The following is a 15,437-nucleotide window of genomic DNA, read 5'->3' as shown; positions in this document are numbered from 1 at the left end:
TCGGCCCGTTGTGGCGGCTGATAGGCCACCGCAACCTCCTATTCCTCGTCGATGTACTGACGAGGGTCGTGGTTGTCGTTCGGCGGCGTGGAAACGCGGATGTTCATGAAGTCGCACCAATCGAGCACGCGCTGCGGCACGTAAATCTCGGTCTGGTACTTCGCGGCCTCCTTGATCGCGCGGATGCAGGACACAGCGTGCGCGAGGTCGACCTTCTCGTCGATGTCGGCGACGGGCGTGAAGTACGCCGAGGGGATATCCATCTCCTGGAGCTTTTCCACGTACGCGTCGAGCGCGGGCTTACCGGTGAGGTTGTAGTACACACCCTGATGGTTAATCGGCGTGTTGTAGCTGAAGCCGACAAGCGACGTGCCGCATTCCTGGCAGGGAGCCTGCACGAAGCCCGGGGTCCCCAGGTCTTGGAAGTAGTCCAGCCACTGGAAAGCCTGCGAGATATGGGTGATCGGCATGGTCGGAACGTCGCCTCCAACGGAGACGATGTGCTCATAGCCCATGTCGAAGATCTGCTTGAAGGCATCGTCGAAGTGGTCGTCGAACGTGGCTCCCTTGTCGGTGATGTAGTGGATCTCCATGGGCCACTTGCCAAGCGAGTCGTACGTCTCGCGCATGAGCTCGACGTTGTCTGCCGGCGTGGTCGACACGAAGAAGTCGTAGGTGATCTTATCGACCGACGGATCCTCGGCAACGAGGGCGTCGTTGTCCGCCTGCATCGACAGAAGCGCCTGCATGCACATCTCGCTCACGTCGTACAGGCAACGGCGGAACAGCTCTGCCGCCTGCTCGGGGCTCAAAAAGCCACCGCGCTCAATCGTCAGGCGCGTCTTCACCAGACCCGGGACGGGCGGCTTGCAGAACAGGAGCAACGCTTGTTTTTTCTCTGCCACAATACTCTCCTTCGTATATCACTCGCTCGGTTTCGAGCGCATTCACCATTAGTGCACCTTGCACATTATAGGACGCGAGCCGCTATCTGGCATCGTCCTTGTCCGCATCGGTACGTTCTTTCATGTAGGGATCATCTTGCCACGAAAGGGTTGCATCGACCTTCCTGATCACGCAATCGATGGCGTTGTACCACCAGGTGCCGATCATGGGCTCGCCCGTCGCAACCGAGCAGGTCGTCAGGCAGTTCACGTTCGACTCCCACATGCCGCCGAAATCGGGCGCGCCCGGCGTCCACTCAGGGTGCCACCAGCCATAATCGACGTTCACCATATCGTCGCGCATCTTTCGCACCTCCAGCACGAAGCGCGCGCTCCCCTTGTCAGTGGCAACCTCGACGGTGTCTCCCGCGCGAAGTCCCAGCCGCTGAGCCGTCGCGGGCGAGATTTCCACCGCAGGATGCGGCGAGGATTTGCGGAACTTCGGGTTGTTGAAGTACATCGACGCGTTGTAGGGCTGCTTGCGCGCGCCCGTGACCATCGCCAGATGAGCTCCCCCGCACGCCTCGGCGCGTGCGACGAGCTCGTCCGAGCAAAGCGAGAGGCAGGGCGCTGGCTCGGGCAGGCGCTGGCCACCGAAATCGGGAAGGATCTCGCTTGCGAGCTCGATCTTCCCCGTGGTGGTGGCGAAGCCCCGCGGGTTGCCCGTCTCGTCGGGATACAGATACTTGAAGGGGACGGGCGGGCGGAAGTACATGCCGCGCTCGCAGTATTCTTCCCAGGTCATGCCTGCGCGGGCGAGCACTTCCTCGAGCGCGTCCTTGAACGTCTCGTGCGGCCATGCCTCTGCCTGCCCCAGGCGAAGCCCCAAAGCGCGGAAGATGTCGTAGTCGCTTCTGCGCTCGTAATACGGCTCGACCGCAGCCGGGCCACCGTAGGCGATGTTCGCAACGCCGCCATGCTGCTGGAAAAGCGGGCGCTCGATTGCGCCTGCGCAAGGCAGGACGAAATCGGCAATCGAAGCGGTCGGCGTCAGGTAGTAGTCGATCACCACGATCAGGTCGAGGCCCATGAGAGCGTTGAACACGCGATGCGTGTCGGCATAGGTGAGCAGCGGGTTCGTCGCGTTCACGATGAGCGCGCGCACCGGATAGGGCTCGCCTGTCTCCATCGCGCGGAGTACGAGATCGGGATGAGCCGAGGTCATGTAGCGTGTCGGAAGCCTGCAACCCAAGCGCTCGGTCACCTTCTGCACTTTCGCATAGCCCTCGTAGCATTGAAGCGGGGTGTAGGGGGTGTTCAGGCAGCGCGCCTTGTGCTCGGGTGCCATCTCGTCGGTCATCTCGAGCTCGACTTCCGTGGTGAAGTCGCTCATCTCGGTGATGATGCAGGCGCCGGGCTTGTCGACGTTGCCCGTGATCGCACGCAAGCAGCAGATCGCACGGTGCGTGGGCGCCACGTTGCGGCCCGACTGGTCGATGCCGCGCCCTGACACGAGCGCCGCCGCCTGGGCACGCCCGAACCAGCGCGCTGCGGTGCGGACGTCATCGGCCGACACGCCGCAGAACTCGGCGACGTACTCGGGCGTGTAGCGTGCCACATGGGCGGCGAACTCGTCGAAGCCGTGGCACCATTCCGCCACGAAATCGCGGTCGTAGAGGCCCTCGGCGATGATGACGTTCGCGAAGCCGAGCGCAAGGGCGCAATCCGTGCCCGTCTTCGGCGCGATCCACAGATCGGCGCAGGAGGCGGTCTTGGTGTAGCGTGGATCAATCACCACGAGCGGCGTATCCGACTTGCCGATGCGGCGAATCGACTGCCACCAGAGCGAATTATCCGACTCGGCCGGGTTCGTTCCCCAGATGAAGACGCATTCCGTGTCGTCGTTGATGTCGGCCTCGATCGTCCAACCAAACGTGAGCGCGTCCATCCAGATGCGCGGGTTCCAGCAGATCTGCCCGATACCCATGTTGTTCGGCGAGCCAAACACGTTCATGAAGCGGTGCAGCGGCCAAAACGACGCATGCGGCCCGCCGATCATGGACGCAAGCGTTTCTGAGCCATACTGGTCGCGAAGCTTCGACAGGCGCTGAGCGATATCGTCAAGCGCCTCGTCCCAGCTCACGCGCTCCCATTCGTTCGCCCCGCGCTCACCCACGCGGCGCAGGGGGTAGTTCACGCGGTCGTCCCCATCGAGCACGTCGAGGTTCATCTTCCAACGGCGGCACCCCGCGAGCACCTTCGGGTCGTAAGGGTATCGCGAAGGGTCGGGCTCCAAATCGACGACGCGCCCATCTTCCACCGTCGCATGAAACGCGCAGAGATACCCGCAGAAATGACAGTTCGTTTTGCGCACCTCGCGCATTTACGCATCCTCCTTCGCGGCTCCCTCGCCGCCGAGTCCAACGAAATTCCTCGCGCCTTGCCCCTGCTTCTCGACGCCAAGCGAGTCGTCGAACAGGAAGCGCAGCTTCATGTAGGCATCGGCATGATACCAGTCGATGCGCCAGTTGAAGAGCAGCTCAAGATAGTGGAACACCGGAACCTCGCGCTGCGCCATCATCAGCTGGAACGTGCAGCTCACGCACGCCGTGACAATCGCGCTCGCACCCAGCTCGGACGCGTCTTGCCCGTGCTCTTGCGCCTGGCTGTCGGCAAGCTCGGTCTTCCCGGCGGCGCGGGCAAGCGACCCGCAGCATACCGAGCGCTTGCGCACCTTCTCGCCCTCGACAAGCAGCTCCTCGGGCATGAGCGCGCGCAGCCCGTCGGCGAACTCACCCGTCTTCTTGTCGGGGCACGAATCGTGCGGCATGAAGAGAAGCGACTCGGGTGCCTCGCATGCCTCGGTGGGATTGCCCGCCTCGTCGTACCAATCGGGATGGCGCCAAACAAGCTCACGGTTGAGCATCTCGCGCGCGATGCCGGCGTCGATGCGGTAGCCCATCTTCGCGAGCAGCGACGGGAGCGCGACGATTTCCACATCCTGCGTGCGCTCATCGCGGGCAAGGGCGCCCCGAAGCGCGAGCACGCAGTTCGGGCATGCGGCGACGATGCGACGCGTGCCGCGGGCAGAAACCTGCTCGATAAGCTCAGCCTCGAACGAGCGGCGCTGCGCCGGTCCGTCGGGTTCGTACTGCAAGATCTTGCCGCAGCAAAGAAGCGAGATGCCATCGACCTCCCCCGCTGATTTCAACAGGTCGTACACCGACTGCACGAGCGGCAACCCGTAGTTGATAAGCGAGCACCCTGGAAAGAACAGCGATGCGCAGGTGCTTGGCTCATCCGACCGCTCGACCATGAGCGTCTGCAACCCCGGGTAATCGCACGTAATAGAGCTTCCCGTCAACGCATCATCGAATGCATAAGGTCCCACAGCGTTTCCCTCCTCCCCCTGCCTTGATTGCAGAGTTTTCCATCATCAATGCGAATGCGGCCCAACCGCTTCGCCCTCATGTAAGAAAACTGCGCATGATACAAGGCGAACCCGACCTCGTGCAAGGTCGGGTTCGCGACATGCTCGATCAAGTACCCAGATTATACGACCTGGGGCACAAGCGAGAGCTTAGTACATGTTCTCGCCGTAGGTCCAATGCTCGACGAACTCCGCATGGGGGTCGGCCGTGCGATTGTAGTAACGGTTCTCGCCCGGAATCTCGGCGCGCTCGTCGGAGTACACGCAGAGGTAACGGAGCAGCAGACCGCCGCAGAGCACGAGGACGGGAGCCACCACGGTGGATGCCGCGGAGTCGGCGCCGAAGACGTACAGGAAGAACGGGAGGACCAAACCGCAGACGATCATGCCGAGCCAGAACAGCGGGGCGGTCTTGCCGACGACCCAGCGACGGGCAACTGCCTTCTGGGTGACGTTGCCGGCGCCCAGGAAGGAGAGGATCATGATAAGCAGAACGGTAACCTCAGCGCAGACCAGGATGATGTCGACGACATGAATGATCTCGTGGATCTCCTCGGTGGCGGCAAGCAGGGCCACGGTCGGCTCAGCGAAGATGCCCAGCGACAGCGCGATAGCGGCGCAAGCGGTAGACAGAGCCGAGATGGTGAACAGCACGGGCAGCGCAGGGGTCGCCCAGAAGGAGTGAGCCTTCAGGGTCGAGAGCATGACGCCCGTGTACACCATGATGCCGAAACCGGCGATACCGGCGATCGTGGCGAACACCGGGGTACCGCCGCCGAACACGGAGGCGATGGCGCCCAGGAAGCCCCAATCAAGCGGCAGCACGTCCAGATAGCCGAGCAGCCAGAAGATGTCGCCGAACATGGCAATAACCAGGAGCGTTGCGCCCCATTTGATGATTGCCGTCGCCGTTGTCCACACTCGCCAGAACACAAGCGGCTGACCGAGCTCGAACACGAGGAAGAAGCAGCCGATAGCAAGCGCAGCGAGCGCGAAGAACATCGGCACGAAGAAGAGCGAGCCCGTGCCAGGGTTGACGATGAGGCTCATGATAGCCGTGAGGCACATGATGCCGCCGCCGAGGCCACCCAAGAACAGGTAGATGACAATCGGCGCTTCCCAATAATGATGCTTCATTATCGCTGACCTCCCAAATCCGGAATGTAGTAGACCTGAGGCTCCGTGCCGTGCTCGGTGAACAGGCGCTCGGTGTGAAGCGAGTTGACGAGCTTCGACACTTCGCTGTTGGGATCGTCCAGGTCGCCGAAGATACGGGCCTTCTGATGGCACGTCTGCACGCAGTACGGCATCGAGCCGGGCTCCTCCGCGCGGCGGTCCTTGCAGAAGGTGCACTTGCGCACGAAGCGATGCAGGCGCGGGCCGAGCACCGAGGTGTCGCGCATGCCGTAGGGGCAGGCGTTGACGCACACCTTGCAGGCCATGCACTTCTTGGAGTCAACCCATACCACGCCGTCGTCGTCCTGCTGGGACGCACCGGTCGGGCAGCAGGGGACGCACTCGGGGTTGGCGCAGTGCATGCACAGCGTCGGGGTGTAGGTGCGATGGACGTGGGGCCATTTGCCCTGAGCGCCCTCGGTCACCACAGGGTTGTAGATGATATCGAGCGGCAGGTCGTTCCACGTACGGCAGGCAACCGTGCAGGAGTGACAGCCGATGCAACGACGCTGGTCGATGACCATAGCATAACGAGTCATTATCTATCCTTTCCTACTCGATAGCCTGATTATTCCTCGATGGCTTCGTAGCTCATCGTGTAACGCTTGCCCGTTTCCTCGTCGACGAGGCCGTTTGTGGTGGGGTCGTATGCCCAGCCATAGTAGGCGTCATGGTAGACGTTGGTCGCAGGATCGATCAGCCAACCGCTTTCGGGGTTGTAGATATAGGGCTTGTCGCCGAGGCGGGCATAGCCCTTCTCGCGATCCCACGTGAGCTGCTCGGGCACTGCGTAGGGAGCGTCCTGGCCCGGGTACAGGCGAATGCCTGCGAGCTCAGCGATCTCCTCGCGCTCCATCGTGTACTTCTTGCCGGTAGCCTTGTCCATGAGGCAGTTCTCGGCGGCAACGTAGTACCAGCCGGTGTGAGCATCGACATACTCGTTGGTCTTCGGGTCGATGAGCCAACCGGAATCGTCCAGGCGGAACTGGGTGGAATCCTGGTAGAGCGCATCGTTTTGCCACTGCCAGCTAAAGCCCTCGGGAACTTCCTTCGTGCAAGCAGGAGCCTCGAAGGGAATCTTCTCCCAGCGAAGCACGCGGTGCTTGAGGTCCTCGGGGTCGGTAGAGATGCCAGGCTTCTTCGCACAGCCAGGAATAGACCAGGTCTTGTCCTTAGCGTTCCACTCGTGGTCGGCCTCGGTGCACTTGTAAACCTTGCACATCAGGCCGCGGTTCGCCCAGGAGCCGCCCATCGGGTCGCAGTCCCACTCGTCGACAGAGGTGAGGACGTTGGTGTTGGACTCGAGGCAGCCAAACGGGTTGTCAAGGTCGATGTTGGTGTCGCGCTCGGGGAACCACCAGCCACGCGGCACGAACACGACGCGAGGATCAACCTCGGGCTCGACGTTCGCGCGCATCTTGATGCGGCCGCGCTGGGTCTCGATCCAGCACCAGTCGCCGTGCTCGATGTCAAGCTTCTCAGCGAGCTCGGGGTTGATCGAGTAGTACGGATCCGGGTACAGGTAGCGCATGCCCGCCATCTGGAAGTGCTCGGAGTGGTGGTACGGCATGAAGCCGCCGCCCGTGGTGAGCACGATCGGGTACTCTTCGGCGAGTTCCGGATTGTCGATGTCGTTTTCAGCGCAGGGCAGGTAGGTCGGCATGCCAGGATAGCCCAGCTCGCGCAGAATCGTGGAGTTGCACTCGATCTTGCCGGTCGGCGTCCAGAAGCCACCGCGCGTGACGTACTTGTTCTGGTGCAGCGGCGGATAGTACATGCGGATGTTGTTGACGAAGTCGTTCCAGTCGGTGCAGGGAAGACCCAGCGGAGCGATGATGTAGGAGTAGACTTCCTCTTCCGTCTCCCACGGCCAGTTCGCGGGATCTTGACCGCAGGCCAGGCCGAGCATGCGCCAGAAGGACATGTCGGTGTGACGGTCGAACTTCGGCTGGATGGCGCGGCGGCCGCCCATGACGGAGTCGGTTGCGCCGTAGTGCGTGACGATCGTCGGACGCTCGAGAGCGCCGGCGGCCGGGAACACGTAGTCGGAGAAGAGAGCTGCCGGGGTCATCCAGTAATCGACGGTGACCAAGAACTCGACCTTCTTCAGGGCGGCGAGCGTCATCTTGGAGTCGCCGTAGGAGTTCACCGGGTTGGTCGCATTGCAGATGAGAGCGCGGATCTGGTAGGGCTCGCCGGTGAGGATCGCCTTGAACACGCTCGGGCCGTGAGCCTCGCAGAACCACTCTGCGGGAAGCGTCTTGCCCCAGGTGCGCTTGGCATTGTTGGAGATGAGCGTGTAGCCGGGCCAAGAGGTCAGCTTGAACTTGTCAGAGCCGATCTGCTTCGCCTTCTGCTCCTCGGGAAGCAGCTCGTTGAGCTCGAGCTCTTCGTCGGTGATGAAGTTGAGGGCAGGGCCGGGCATGCCGTCGCCGCCGGGAACCTCGAGGTTGCCGGTGATGGCGCGCATGAGCTGACGTGCCTGAGAGCCGGTCGCGGACGCAGGTCCGAACTGGTCCCAAGAGCAGCCCCACTGGATGCAGCCGGGCTTGGTGGTCGCGTACATGCGAGCAGCTTTGCGGATGTCCTCCGGGTCGAGCCAGGTGATGGGGGCAGCCCATTCCGGCGTGTACGGAGCCATGTGCTCACGCAGCTCCTCGAAGCCGTCGCACCACTGGTCGACGAACTCGAAGTCATAGAGGAACTCGTTGATGATGACGTTGAGCATCGCGAGCGAGAGCGCGGTGTCCGAACCCGGTCGCAGCGGCAGCCACAGGTCTGCCTTGCAGGCGGTTTCGGAGAAGCGCGGGTCGACGTAGATGATCTTCATGCCCGCGAGCTGAAGGTCGGTGTAGCCGTGCATGGAGGGCAGCGAAGATGCGCCCGGGTTCATGCCCCAAAGGATGAGGCAGCGAGCAGCGCCCAGGTCGGTCTCGAACGGAGACCAGCCGGCGACGACCGTCTCGGCCATGAACGTCGGGATCCAGCACAGAAGTGCGTTGTGGAAACCGTTCGGCGTGCCGAACTGGTTCAGGAAGCGGCGACGCGCCCAGTCATCGGTGCGGGTCGTGCCACCGGCGGAAGCAACCGCCTCAGCGCCCGACTCGGCCTTGATCTGGTTGAGTCGCTCGGCGACCTCTTTGATCGCCTGATCGTACGGGATCTGCTCCCATTTGTTCTCGCCCTTCTCGCCAGCGCGCTTGAGCGCGTGGTTGATGCGGGCGGGATGGTTGACGTGCAAAAGCGCGCTCGTTCCGCGGCAGCACAGACCACCCTGGTTGTTGTAATCGGGATCGCCTTCGATCTTGATTACGTCGCCGTCCTTGACATAGGCAAGGACACCGCAGTTGGCATGGCAGAAATAGCACTGCGTTCTGATGCGCTCGACGCCTTCGGCGAGTTCGCCGTTCTCGTCGTAAATGCTGACCTTATCAGCCATCTACCTTCCCCTCTTCTTCTCGTCCTACAGACACCTACTATTCGGTTCGTCGGGTTTTTGCGACCTGCGCATTGTCCGAAAGCGCACGGCACGCCCCGACGCGTTGACAGCGGTAGTGTACGGAAGAGTCCCTCTGCAAGCATCGCCCCGCCAGTCTGAATTCCCCCGACGGATAAACCCCGCAGTATGAGCCAAGGATGAGCCTCCCTGTATGCCACCACTCGCCGATTTCGCGACACCGAACGCGAAAAAACACAGGTTTAGCCCCATGGCTTGACGCGAACGACTATTCGACCGAATCTTCGTTAGGGATTATAGCTATTGCCTATGGATTGCCGCGATACTTCGCCCCCCGAAAGGGGCAGCTTTGCATGGCGAGCGGGGTATAATCGTCGGCGTATGGCGTAGGGAGAAAAGAGACTTCTATGAAAAACCACACGTTCACCTTCATGGGCACAGGCGCAGGCTGCGGCGTGCCTTCGTTTTTCTGCGACTGCCCCGCGTGCGAAGAGGCCAGGGCGAATCCGCGCGCGAGGCGCGGAGATTGCGGGACTATGATCAAAGGCGAGAAGACGCTTCTCATCGACACGCCGCCTGACCTGCGTCATCAGTGTATTCGCGAGAACGTGCGGCGCATTGACGAGGTCCTGTACACCCACTGCCACTCCGACCACGTGGGAGGGCTTTTGGAACTTGAGTACCTCGTGCAGCTCAAGCAGAAAGAGGCGCTTCCCGTCTACGGCAGCGCCGAGACGCTTGCAGGCATCGCGCAGGAGTTCCACTACATGACCTACGCGCTCGACATGCGCGAGATCGCACCAATGGGCACCGTTGAGTTCGACGGCGTGAAGTACACGGCGCTCCCCTGCACCCACGCGGCGGGCACTTATGGATATCTCATCGAGACGGGCGACACGCGCATGTTCTACGCCTCCGACACCGGAAAGCTGCCGCCCGAGACCTATGAGCGGCTGCAAGATATCGACATCCTCGCGATGGACGCGACGTTCTGGAAGAACAATTGGTCCCCCGCCGCGCACCACAGCGTGCAGGAATGCATCGAGGAGGGGCTGTCGCTCGACGCGGGCAAGATCTATCTCACGCACCTGTGCATGCACTACGATGAGCCGATCACGCTCGTGGAGCTCGAGGAGTTCCTCAAGCAGTACGAAGGTCGCGTCGAAGCCGCCTACGACGGGCTCACGTTTGAGATTTAGTGCTTGACCACTACTAGATTACGTCCTATACTGCAGGAGGTCTGAAACACGAAGAGCCGAGGATGCCGCCACATCCTCGGCTCTTCCTTTTATGGTGCGAGAGTTTCTACCCGCGAACCTCGGCGCCCGTCGCCGAGCACACCTTCTTCACCATGCGCTCGTGCGCCTTCTCCGCCTCGTCGCTCGTGAGCGTGCGGTCGGCGGCGCGGTAGGTGAGCGCATACGCCATCGACTTCTTACCGGCGCCGAGACGCTTCTCGTCGCGGTAGACATCGAACAGGCGCACGTCTTCGAGCAGCTTTCCGCCGGCGGACGTCATGCACTGGACGAGGCGCTCGTGGGTGACGTCCTCATTGACAACGAACGCGATATCCATCGACACCGCGGGGAACGTGGGCACGTCAACGTAGTCGCGCGCCGGACGAGCCGCACGCTCGAGCGCCTCGAGGTCGAGCTCGAAGGCGACGACGGGGGCCGCCGCGTCGTAGGCCGCCACGGCGAGTGGATGGAGCTCGCCCACCCAGCCAAGCGACGTGCCGCCCGAGAGCATCTCGGCAGCGCGGCCGGGCTGCAGCTGCGGCGCCTCGTCGGCGGCGAGCGCCTTGAAGCGCACCTTGGGAAGCGCAAGCTCGCGCGCGAGGTTCTCGAGCACGCCCTTGCCGTCGAAGAAGTCGTAGGGAGCAGGCGCCTCGTTCCAACCGGCGTCGCGCACGGCACCGGCCAAAACGCCGGCGAGCTTCTCGCGCTCCTTGGGCTTTTTCTTGCCCTCATGGGCGAAGAACACGCGACCCATCTCGTAGAGCTGGATGTTTTTTACGCCGCGGTTCTGATTGTGAGCGACGGAACGCAGAAGGCCGGGGATAATGCTTTGGCGCATGACCGACTGCTCGGCGTTCATCGGGTTCAGAAGCTCGACGGCCTGGCCGAGGCCCTCAAGCGGCAGGCGCAGACGCTCGATCTCGCTCGGCTCGGCGAACGAGTAGGTCATCGTCTCGTTCATGCCGCAGGCGCGCAGCGTGTCGTTGACCTTGTTCTTCACGTGCTGCTCGTGGCTCACCGTGCCGAAGCGGCCGCGACCGCCGGGGAGCGTGGCCTCGATCTGGTCCATGCCGTAGAGACGCAGCACCTCCTCGTAGAGGTCGATCTCACGCGGCAGGTCGGGGCGGAACGTCGGCGACGTGACCGCAAGCGTGTCGGCGTCCTCACCGTCTTCCACCTTGCAGCCCAGACGGCCGAGGATCTCCACGATGAAGTCGCGGGAGATGTCGGCGCCCATCATCGCGTTGAAGCGCGGGATGCGGAAGGCGAGGTGAGCCTCTTCGGAGACGTTCGGCCACTCGTCCACGATGCCTGTACCGCCGCCGATGGAGCCAGACACCTGACCGCCGGCGACTTCCACGATGAGCGCCGCCGCAGCAGCGGAGCGCTCCTCGATGCCGTGGTCGTCAACGCCGCGCTCATAGCGCATGGAGCTTTCAGAGATAAGCCCCAGGTTGCGCGAGGTGCGCGAGGTGCGGCCCGGCTCGAAGGTCGCCGTCTCAAGGAGGATATCGGTGGTCTCCTCGGTGACCTCGGTGTCAAGGCCGCCCATGACGCCCGCGAGCGCCACAGGACCGCGCTCGGGCGTGGCGATGACAGTCATGTCGGAAGTGAGCGTGCGTTCCACCTCGTCGAGCGTGGTGAACTTCGTGCCGTCCTCCGCCTCGCGGATTACCACGTGGGCGCGCCCGTCTGCGCCTTTCAGCTTGTTCAGGTCGAAGGCGTGCAGCGGCTGACCGAACAGGAACAGGATGTAGTTCGTCACGTCGACGATGTTGTTGATGGAGCGCTGCCCGATGGCGGCGAGGCGTTCGACCATCCAGTCGGGCGACGGGCCCACCTTCACGCCGCGGATGACGCGGGCGGAATAGCGCGGGCAGCGCACGGCGTCCTCGATGGTCACGGCAACGTCGTCAGCGCCGTCGTCGACGAGCTCGAGCTTCGCAGCCATCTCGTCAAGCGGGCTTTTCCGATCGCGGCGATACATCGCGCCCATCTCGCGCGCGAGCCCCACGATCGAAAGGCTGTCAGGGCGATTCGGCGTGATCTCCAGGTCGAGTACCGTGTCGGTCAGCTTCAGATAGTCGGCGATGGGAGTACCCACCGGGGCGTCATCGGGGAGGATCCAGATGCCCTCGTGGTCGGAGCCGAGCCCCAGCTCACGTCGCGAGCAGCACATGCCGGCACTCGCAACACCGCGCAGCTTCGACTTCTTGATCTTGAAGTCACCAGGAAGCACAGCCCCCACTGTCGCAACGGGAAGCTTGATTCCCGCCTTGATGTTCGGCGCGCCGCACACGATCTGCACGGGCTCGCCCGCGCCCGTGTTCACCGTGACCACATGCATATGGTCGGAATCGGGATGCGGCTCGCAGGTCTCGACGTAGCCTACGACCACGCCATCGAACGTGGCGCCGAGCACCTCGACGCCTTCGACGCCCGTGCCCGTAAGATCGAGCTTGTCGCAGAGCGCCTTGGCGTCGGTCGGCACCTCCACGTATTCGTTAAGCCATTTCAGCGATACTTTCATGACTCTCTCTTTCTTGCAATTTGCCTTGTAGCGTTTGAGCTCGGCAGGCGTGCGCCACGCGCAGTTCCGCACGAGCCGAACAGCCCAGTGGGCTGTTCGTGCGAGTCAGGACTGTTTGAGCATGGCGTACGTCGGCCGAGCTCAAACGCGGTCCTACATTTAGAACTGGCGCAGGAAGCGCATGTCGCCTTCGAGAAGCATGCGCAGGTCGGGCACGTTGTACTTCAGGCACGCCACGCGTTCGACGCCGACGCCGAACGCGAAGCCGGAATACTCCTCCGGATCGATGCCCGACATGGTGAGCACGTTCGGGTCGACCATGCCGCAGCCGAGGATTTCCAGCCAGCCCGTGCCCTTGCACATGCGGCAACGCTCGCCGTCGTGCAGATGTCCCGTGCCGCCGCACACGCCGCAGGAGACGTCGGCCTCGGCGGAGGGCTCGGTGAACGGGAAGTAGTGCGCGCGGAAGCGGGTCTTGCGATCGGGCCCGAACATCTGCTTGCAGAAATAGTCGAGCGTACCCTTAAGGTCGCCGAACGAGATGCCCTTGTCGATGACCAGGCCCTCAATCTGGGTGAACTGCGGAAGATGCGAAGGGTCGGCCACGTCGCGGCGATACACCTTGCCGGGCGCGATGATGTAGATCGGCGGCTTTTGGTCCTCCATCACGTGCACCTGCACACCGGAGGTCTGCGTGCGCAGGAGCACGTCGGACTCGCCGCGCACAGACGACGCCTCACCCGAAAGATCGCGTACGTAGAACGTGTCCTGCATCGAGCGGGACGGATGGTCCTTCGGGGCGTTCAACGCCTCGAAGTTGTAGTAATCGGTCTCAACCTCGGGGCCGTGGACAACCGTATAGCCCAGGCCAAGGAAGATTTCCGACACTTCGTCGGTGATCGCGTTGATCAAATGGCGCGTGCCCATCTGCTGCGCGCGGCCGGGGAGCGTGACGTCGACGGCGCTTGCGTCGATCGCGGCTTCCATCTCGGCTGCTGCGAGCTTCTTCTTGCGCGCTTCAAGCGCCTCTTCCACCACGTTGCGCACCTCGTTGACCGTCTTGCCGACGACGGCGCGCTCTTCCTTCGCGACCTTGCCCATGCCGCGCAGGTAGCCCGTAAGCGTGCCCGCCTTGCCGAGCACCGCCACGCGCACGCTCTCGAGCGCCGCCGACGTGTCGGCTTCCGCGATGCGCGCAAGGGTTTGCTCACGCAGTTGCGCGAGCTCGTCCGTGATCGCCATAATCACCTTCACCTCTCGTATCGAGCGCCCCACCTGGCCCAAAGGGCGCTCCGCCAATAAAAAAGGGCTTGCCATCTCGCCCTGGAAGACGCCGCCTTCGCGTTCGCCTTCATTTCCAAGGACGAGAGACAAGCCCTCGCGGTACCACCCTGGTTGATACCTTCCCCCGACAGCGCGACCCGCTGCGCCGCCCGAGAGGCATCCACTCGTTTCGCCTGATGACGGAGGCAAACCGTCGCACCCTACTTCGTTCGTCTCGCGGGATAACCCCGCGTCCGCGTTCAGGCGCGCTGCTCGGAAGGGAATCGCACGCCGCGTCGCTTGGGGCCTTTCAGCCGATGAACCCCATCTCTGGAAGCTTCGCCGTACGTGCGCTGTCTTCGTTATCGCATGTGGGAGAGAGTATAGCGCAAGGACCGCCCGCCATGGGGAAAATCCACAACGCGAAACGCGAGGAGCGAGGAGCGGCCCGGCAAAGGGGCGAACGCGACAACCTCTGGAAGCAGCAGACCCCAACGTAGGACAACCGAAGCCAACATAGAGGGGAATTCGGCGCGCACGAAAGGCCGCCGAAACAGATGCGTGCTACCATGGGCTCCTGTCCGATTGCTCGGGAAGGAGCCCTTTTCATGCGCGATGCGTCCTTGTGCGATTCTGCCGCCGGGCGGAAGAGTGCGCCCGATAGCGCGAGGGGATGTGCGTCCGCTTGCGGATGTGCGCCCGAAAGCCCGAAGGCTTCCACTGCCGACCGCACGCTCGCAAGCCCGCAGCTGCACATCCGCCTGGCCTCGACCGACGACGCGGACGGCATCCGCGCGGTGTACGCCCCCTTCGTCGATACGCCCGTGACTTTCGAGGAAGAAGCCCCCTCTTGCGAGGCATACCGCGAGCGCATCGCCGAGATCTGCGAGAAGTACCCCTGCCTCGTCGCCGAGGAGGGCGGCCGCATCGTCGGGTTCGCCTACGCTCATGAGCTGCGCGAGCGCATCGCCTTCCAATGGAACGCCGAGCTTTCCGTCTACCTTGCGCCCACCACGCAGGGCCAAGGCGTGGGAAGCCGCCTGTACGCCGCGCTTATCGAGCTTCTGCGCCTTACGGGCATAAAGGCGGTCTACGGCGTGGTAACCTCCCCCAACCCCGCAAGCGAGCGCTTGCACCGCGCGTTCGGGTTCGCGCTCATGGGAACACAGCCGCACGCGGGTTTCACCTGCGGCGCGTGGCACGATGTCTCCTGGTACGTACGCGAAATCGCCCCTTTCGAAGACGCGCCCACGCCGCCCGCGCCCTTCCCCACATACGCAAGCGCGCACCCCGACCAGGTGAGCGAGGTCATCGCGCAAGCAAAGGAGAGGCTGCGACTGTAGCGCGCACGGGAAGAAAAGGGCAGCCCTGCAGTTGAAACCCGCGCCGCGACCTTTCCCCGCACGCAGCTCGCATGAAAAAACGCGGATGCAAGCCTCACGGGCCCGCATCCGCGCTT

Annotated in this window: 10 protein-coding genes; 2 read left to right on the top strand and 8 right to left on the bottom strand. The window is 63.1% G+C overall.

Annotated elements, in window-relative coordinates:
* Window positions 1–38: 38 nt before the first annotated feature.
* The 6 genes from ACMRQN_RS07865 to ACMRQN_RS07840 form a co-directional block, all read right to left on the bottom strand.
* The gene (locus ACMRQN_RS07865) at window positions 39–905 is read right to left on the bottom strand and encodes a TIGR04282 family arsenosugar biosynthesis glycosyltransferase (protein WP_296062489.1); all 867 of its coding nucleotides are present in this window, start codon (window positions 903–905) and stop codon (window positions 39–41) included.
* Between the two features lie 82 nt (window positions 906–987).
* Entirely contained in the window at window positions 988–3,267 is a 2,280-nt protein-coding gene (locus tag ACMRQN_RS07860) for a molybdopterin-containing oxidoreductase family protein (RefSeq protein WP_418734517.1), read from the bottom strand.
* Window positions 3,268–4,275, bottom strand: coding sequence for a heterodisulfide reductase-related iron-sulfur binding cluster (locus tag ACMRQN_RS07855; protein ID WP_418734516.1), 1,008 nt, complete (start codon window positions 4,273–4,275; stop codon window positions 3,268–3,270).
* Between the two features lie 189 nt (window positions 4,276–4,464).
* A complete protein-coding gene (nrfD, locus tag ACMRQN_RS07850) occupies window positions 4,465–5,451 on the bottom strand; it encodes an NrfD/PsrC family molybdoenzyme membrane anchor subunit (RefSeq protein ID WP_158048716.1) in 987 nt (328 codons plus the stop codon).
* Entirely contained in the window at window positions 5,451–6,029 is a 579-nt protein-coding gene (locus ACMRQN_RS07845) for a 4Fe-4S dicluster domain-containing protein (RefSeq protein WP_158048715.1), read from the bottom strand. Before ACMRQN_RS07845 ends, nrfD begins: the two co-directional genes overlap by 1 nt.
* Before the next feature lie 29 nt (window positions 6,030–6,058).
* Window positions 6,059–8,929 (bottom strand): molybdopterin-dependent oxidoreductase, encoded by a 2,871-nt coding sequence (locus tag ACMRQN_RS07840; RefSeq protein ID WP_418734515.1) that lies wholly within the window; start codon window positions 8,927–8,929, stop codon window positions 6,059–6,061.
* Between the two features lie 425 nt (window positions 8,930–9,354).
* On the opposite strand from ACMRQN_RS07840, the gene ACMRQN_RS07835 reads away from it, so the two are divergent.
* Window positions 9,355–10,146, top strand: coding sequence for an MBL fold metallo-hydrolase (locus ACMRQN_RS07835; protein WP_418734514.1), 792 nt, complete (start codon window positions 9,355–9,357; stop codon window positions 10,144–10,146).
* A gap of 106 nt (window positions 10,147–10,252) precedes the next feature.
* Here ACMRQN_RS07835 and pheT read toward each other — a convergent pair whose 3' ends face one another.
* The gene (gene pheT, locus ACMRQN_RS07830; protein WP_418734513.1) at window positions 10,253–12,715 is read right to left on the bottom strand and encodes a phenylalanine--tRNA ligase subunit beta; all 2,463 of its coding nucleotides are present in this window, start codon (window positions 12,713–12,715) and stop codon (window positions 10,253–10,255) included.
* Window positions 12,716–12,874: 159 nt separating this feature from the next.
* Window positions 12,875–13,957 carry a phenylalanine--tRNA ligase subunit alpha gene (pheS, locus tag ACMRQN_RS07825; protein WP_276996131.1) on the bottom strand — a complete coding sequence of 361 codons (1,083 nt, stop codon included), beginning with the start codon at window positions 13,955–13,957 and terminating at the stop codon, window positions 12,875–12,877.
* Window positions 13,958–14,586: 629 nt separating this feature from the next.
* On the opposite strand from pheS, the gene ACMRQN_RS07820 reads away from it, so the two are divergent.
* Window positions 14,587–15,321, top strand: a complete 735-nt coding sequence (locus ACMRQN_RS07820) for an N-acetyltransferase family protein (protein WP_418734512.1) — start codon at window positions 14,587–14,589, stop codon at window positions 15,319–15,321.
* Window positions 15,322–15,437: the final 116 nt, after the last annotated feature.

This window comes from Ellagibacter sp. (assembly GCF_048412355.1).
Taxonomy (GTDB): Bacteria; Actinomycetota; Coriobacteriia; order Coriobacteriales; family Eggerthellaceae; genus Ellagibacter.
This window is presented reverse-complemented; position numbering and strand designations above follow the sequence as displayed.

What these genes read in the sequence shown, in the direction of transcription:
- ACMRQN_RS07860 (WP_418734517.1), bottom strand. Translation starts at nt 3,267, where the DNA reads ATGCGCGAGGTGCGCAAAACGAACTGTCATTTCTGCGGGTATCTCTGC.
- nrfD (WP_158048716.1), bottom strand. Translation starts at nt 5,451, where the DNA reads ATGAAGCATCATTATTGGGAAGCGCCGATTGTCATCTACCTGTTCTTG.
- ACMRQN_RS07845 (WP_158048715.1), bottom strand. Translation starts at nt 6,029, where the DNA reads ATGACTCGTTATGCTATGGTCATCGACCAGCGTCGTTGCATCGGCTGT.
- ACMRQN_RS07840 (WP_418734515.1), bottom strand. Translation starts at nt 8,929, where the DNA reads ATGGCTGATAAGGTCAGCATTTACGACGAGAACGGCGAACTCGCCGAA.
- ACMRQN_RS07835 (WP_418734514.1), top strand. Translation starts at nt 9,355, where the DNA reads ATGAAAAACCACACGTTCACCTTCATGGGCACAGGCGCAGGCTGCGGC.
- pheT (WP_418734513.1), bottom strand. Translation starts at nt 12,715, where the DNA reads ATGAAAGTATCGCTGAAATGGCTTAACGAATACGTGGAGGTGCCGACC.
- pheS (WP_276996131.1), bottom strand. Translation starts at nt 13,957, where the DNA reads ATGGCGATCACGGACGAGCTCGCGCAACTGCGTGAGCAAACCCTTGCG.
- ACMRQN_RS07820 (WP_418734512.1), top strand. Translation starts at nt 14,587, where the DNA reads ATGCGCGATGCGTCCTTGTGCGATTCTGCCGCCGGGCGGAAGAGTGCG.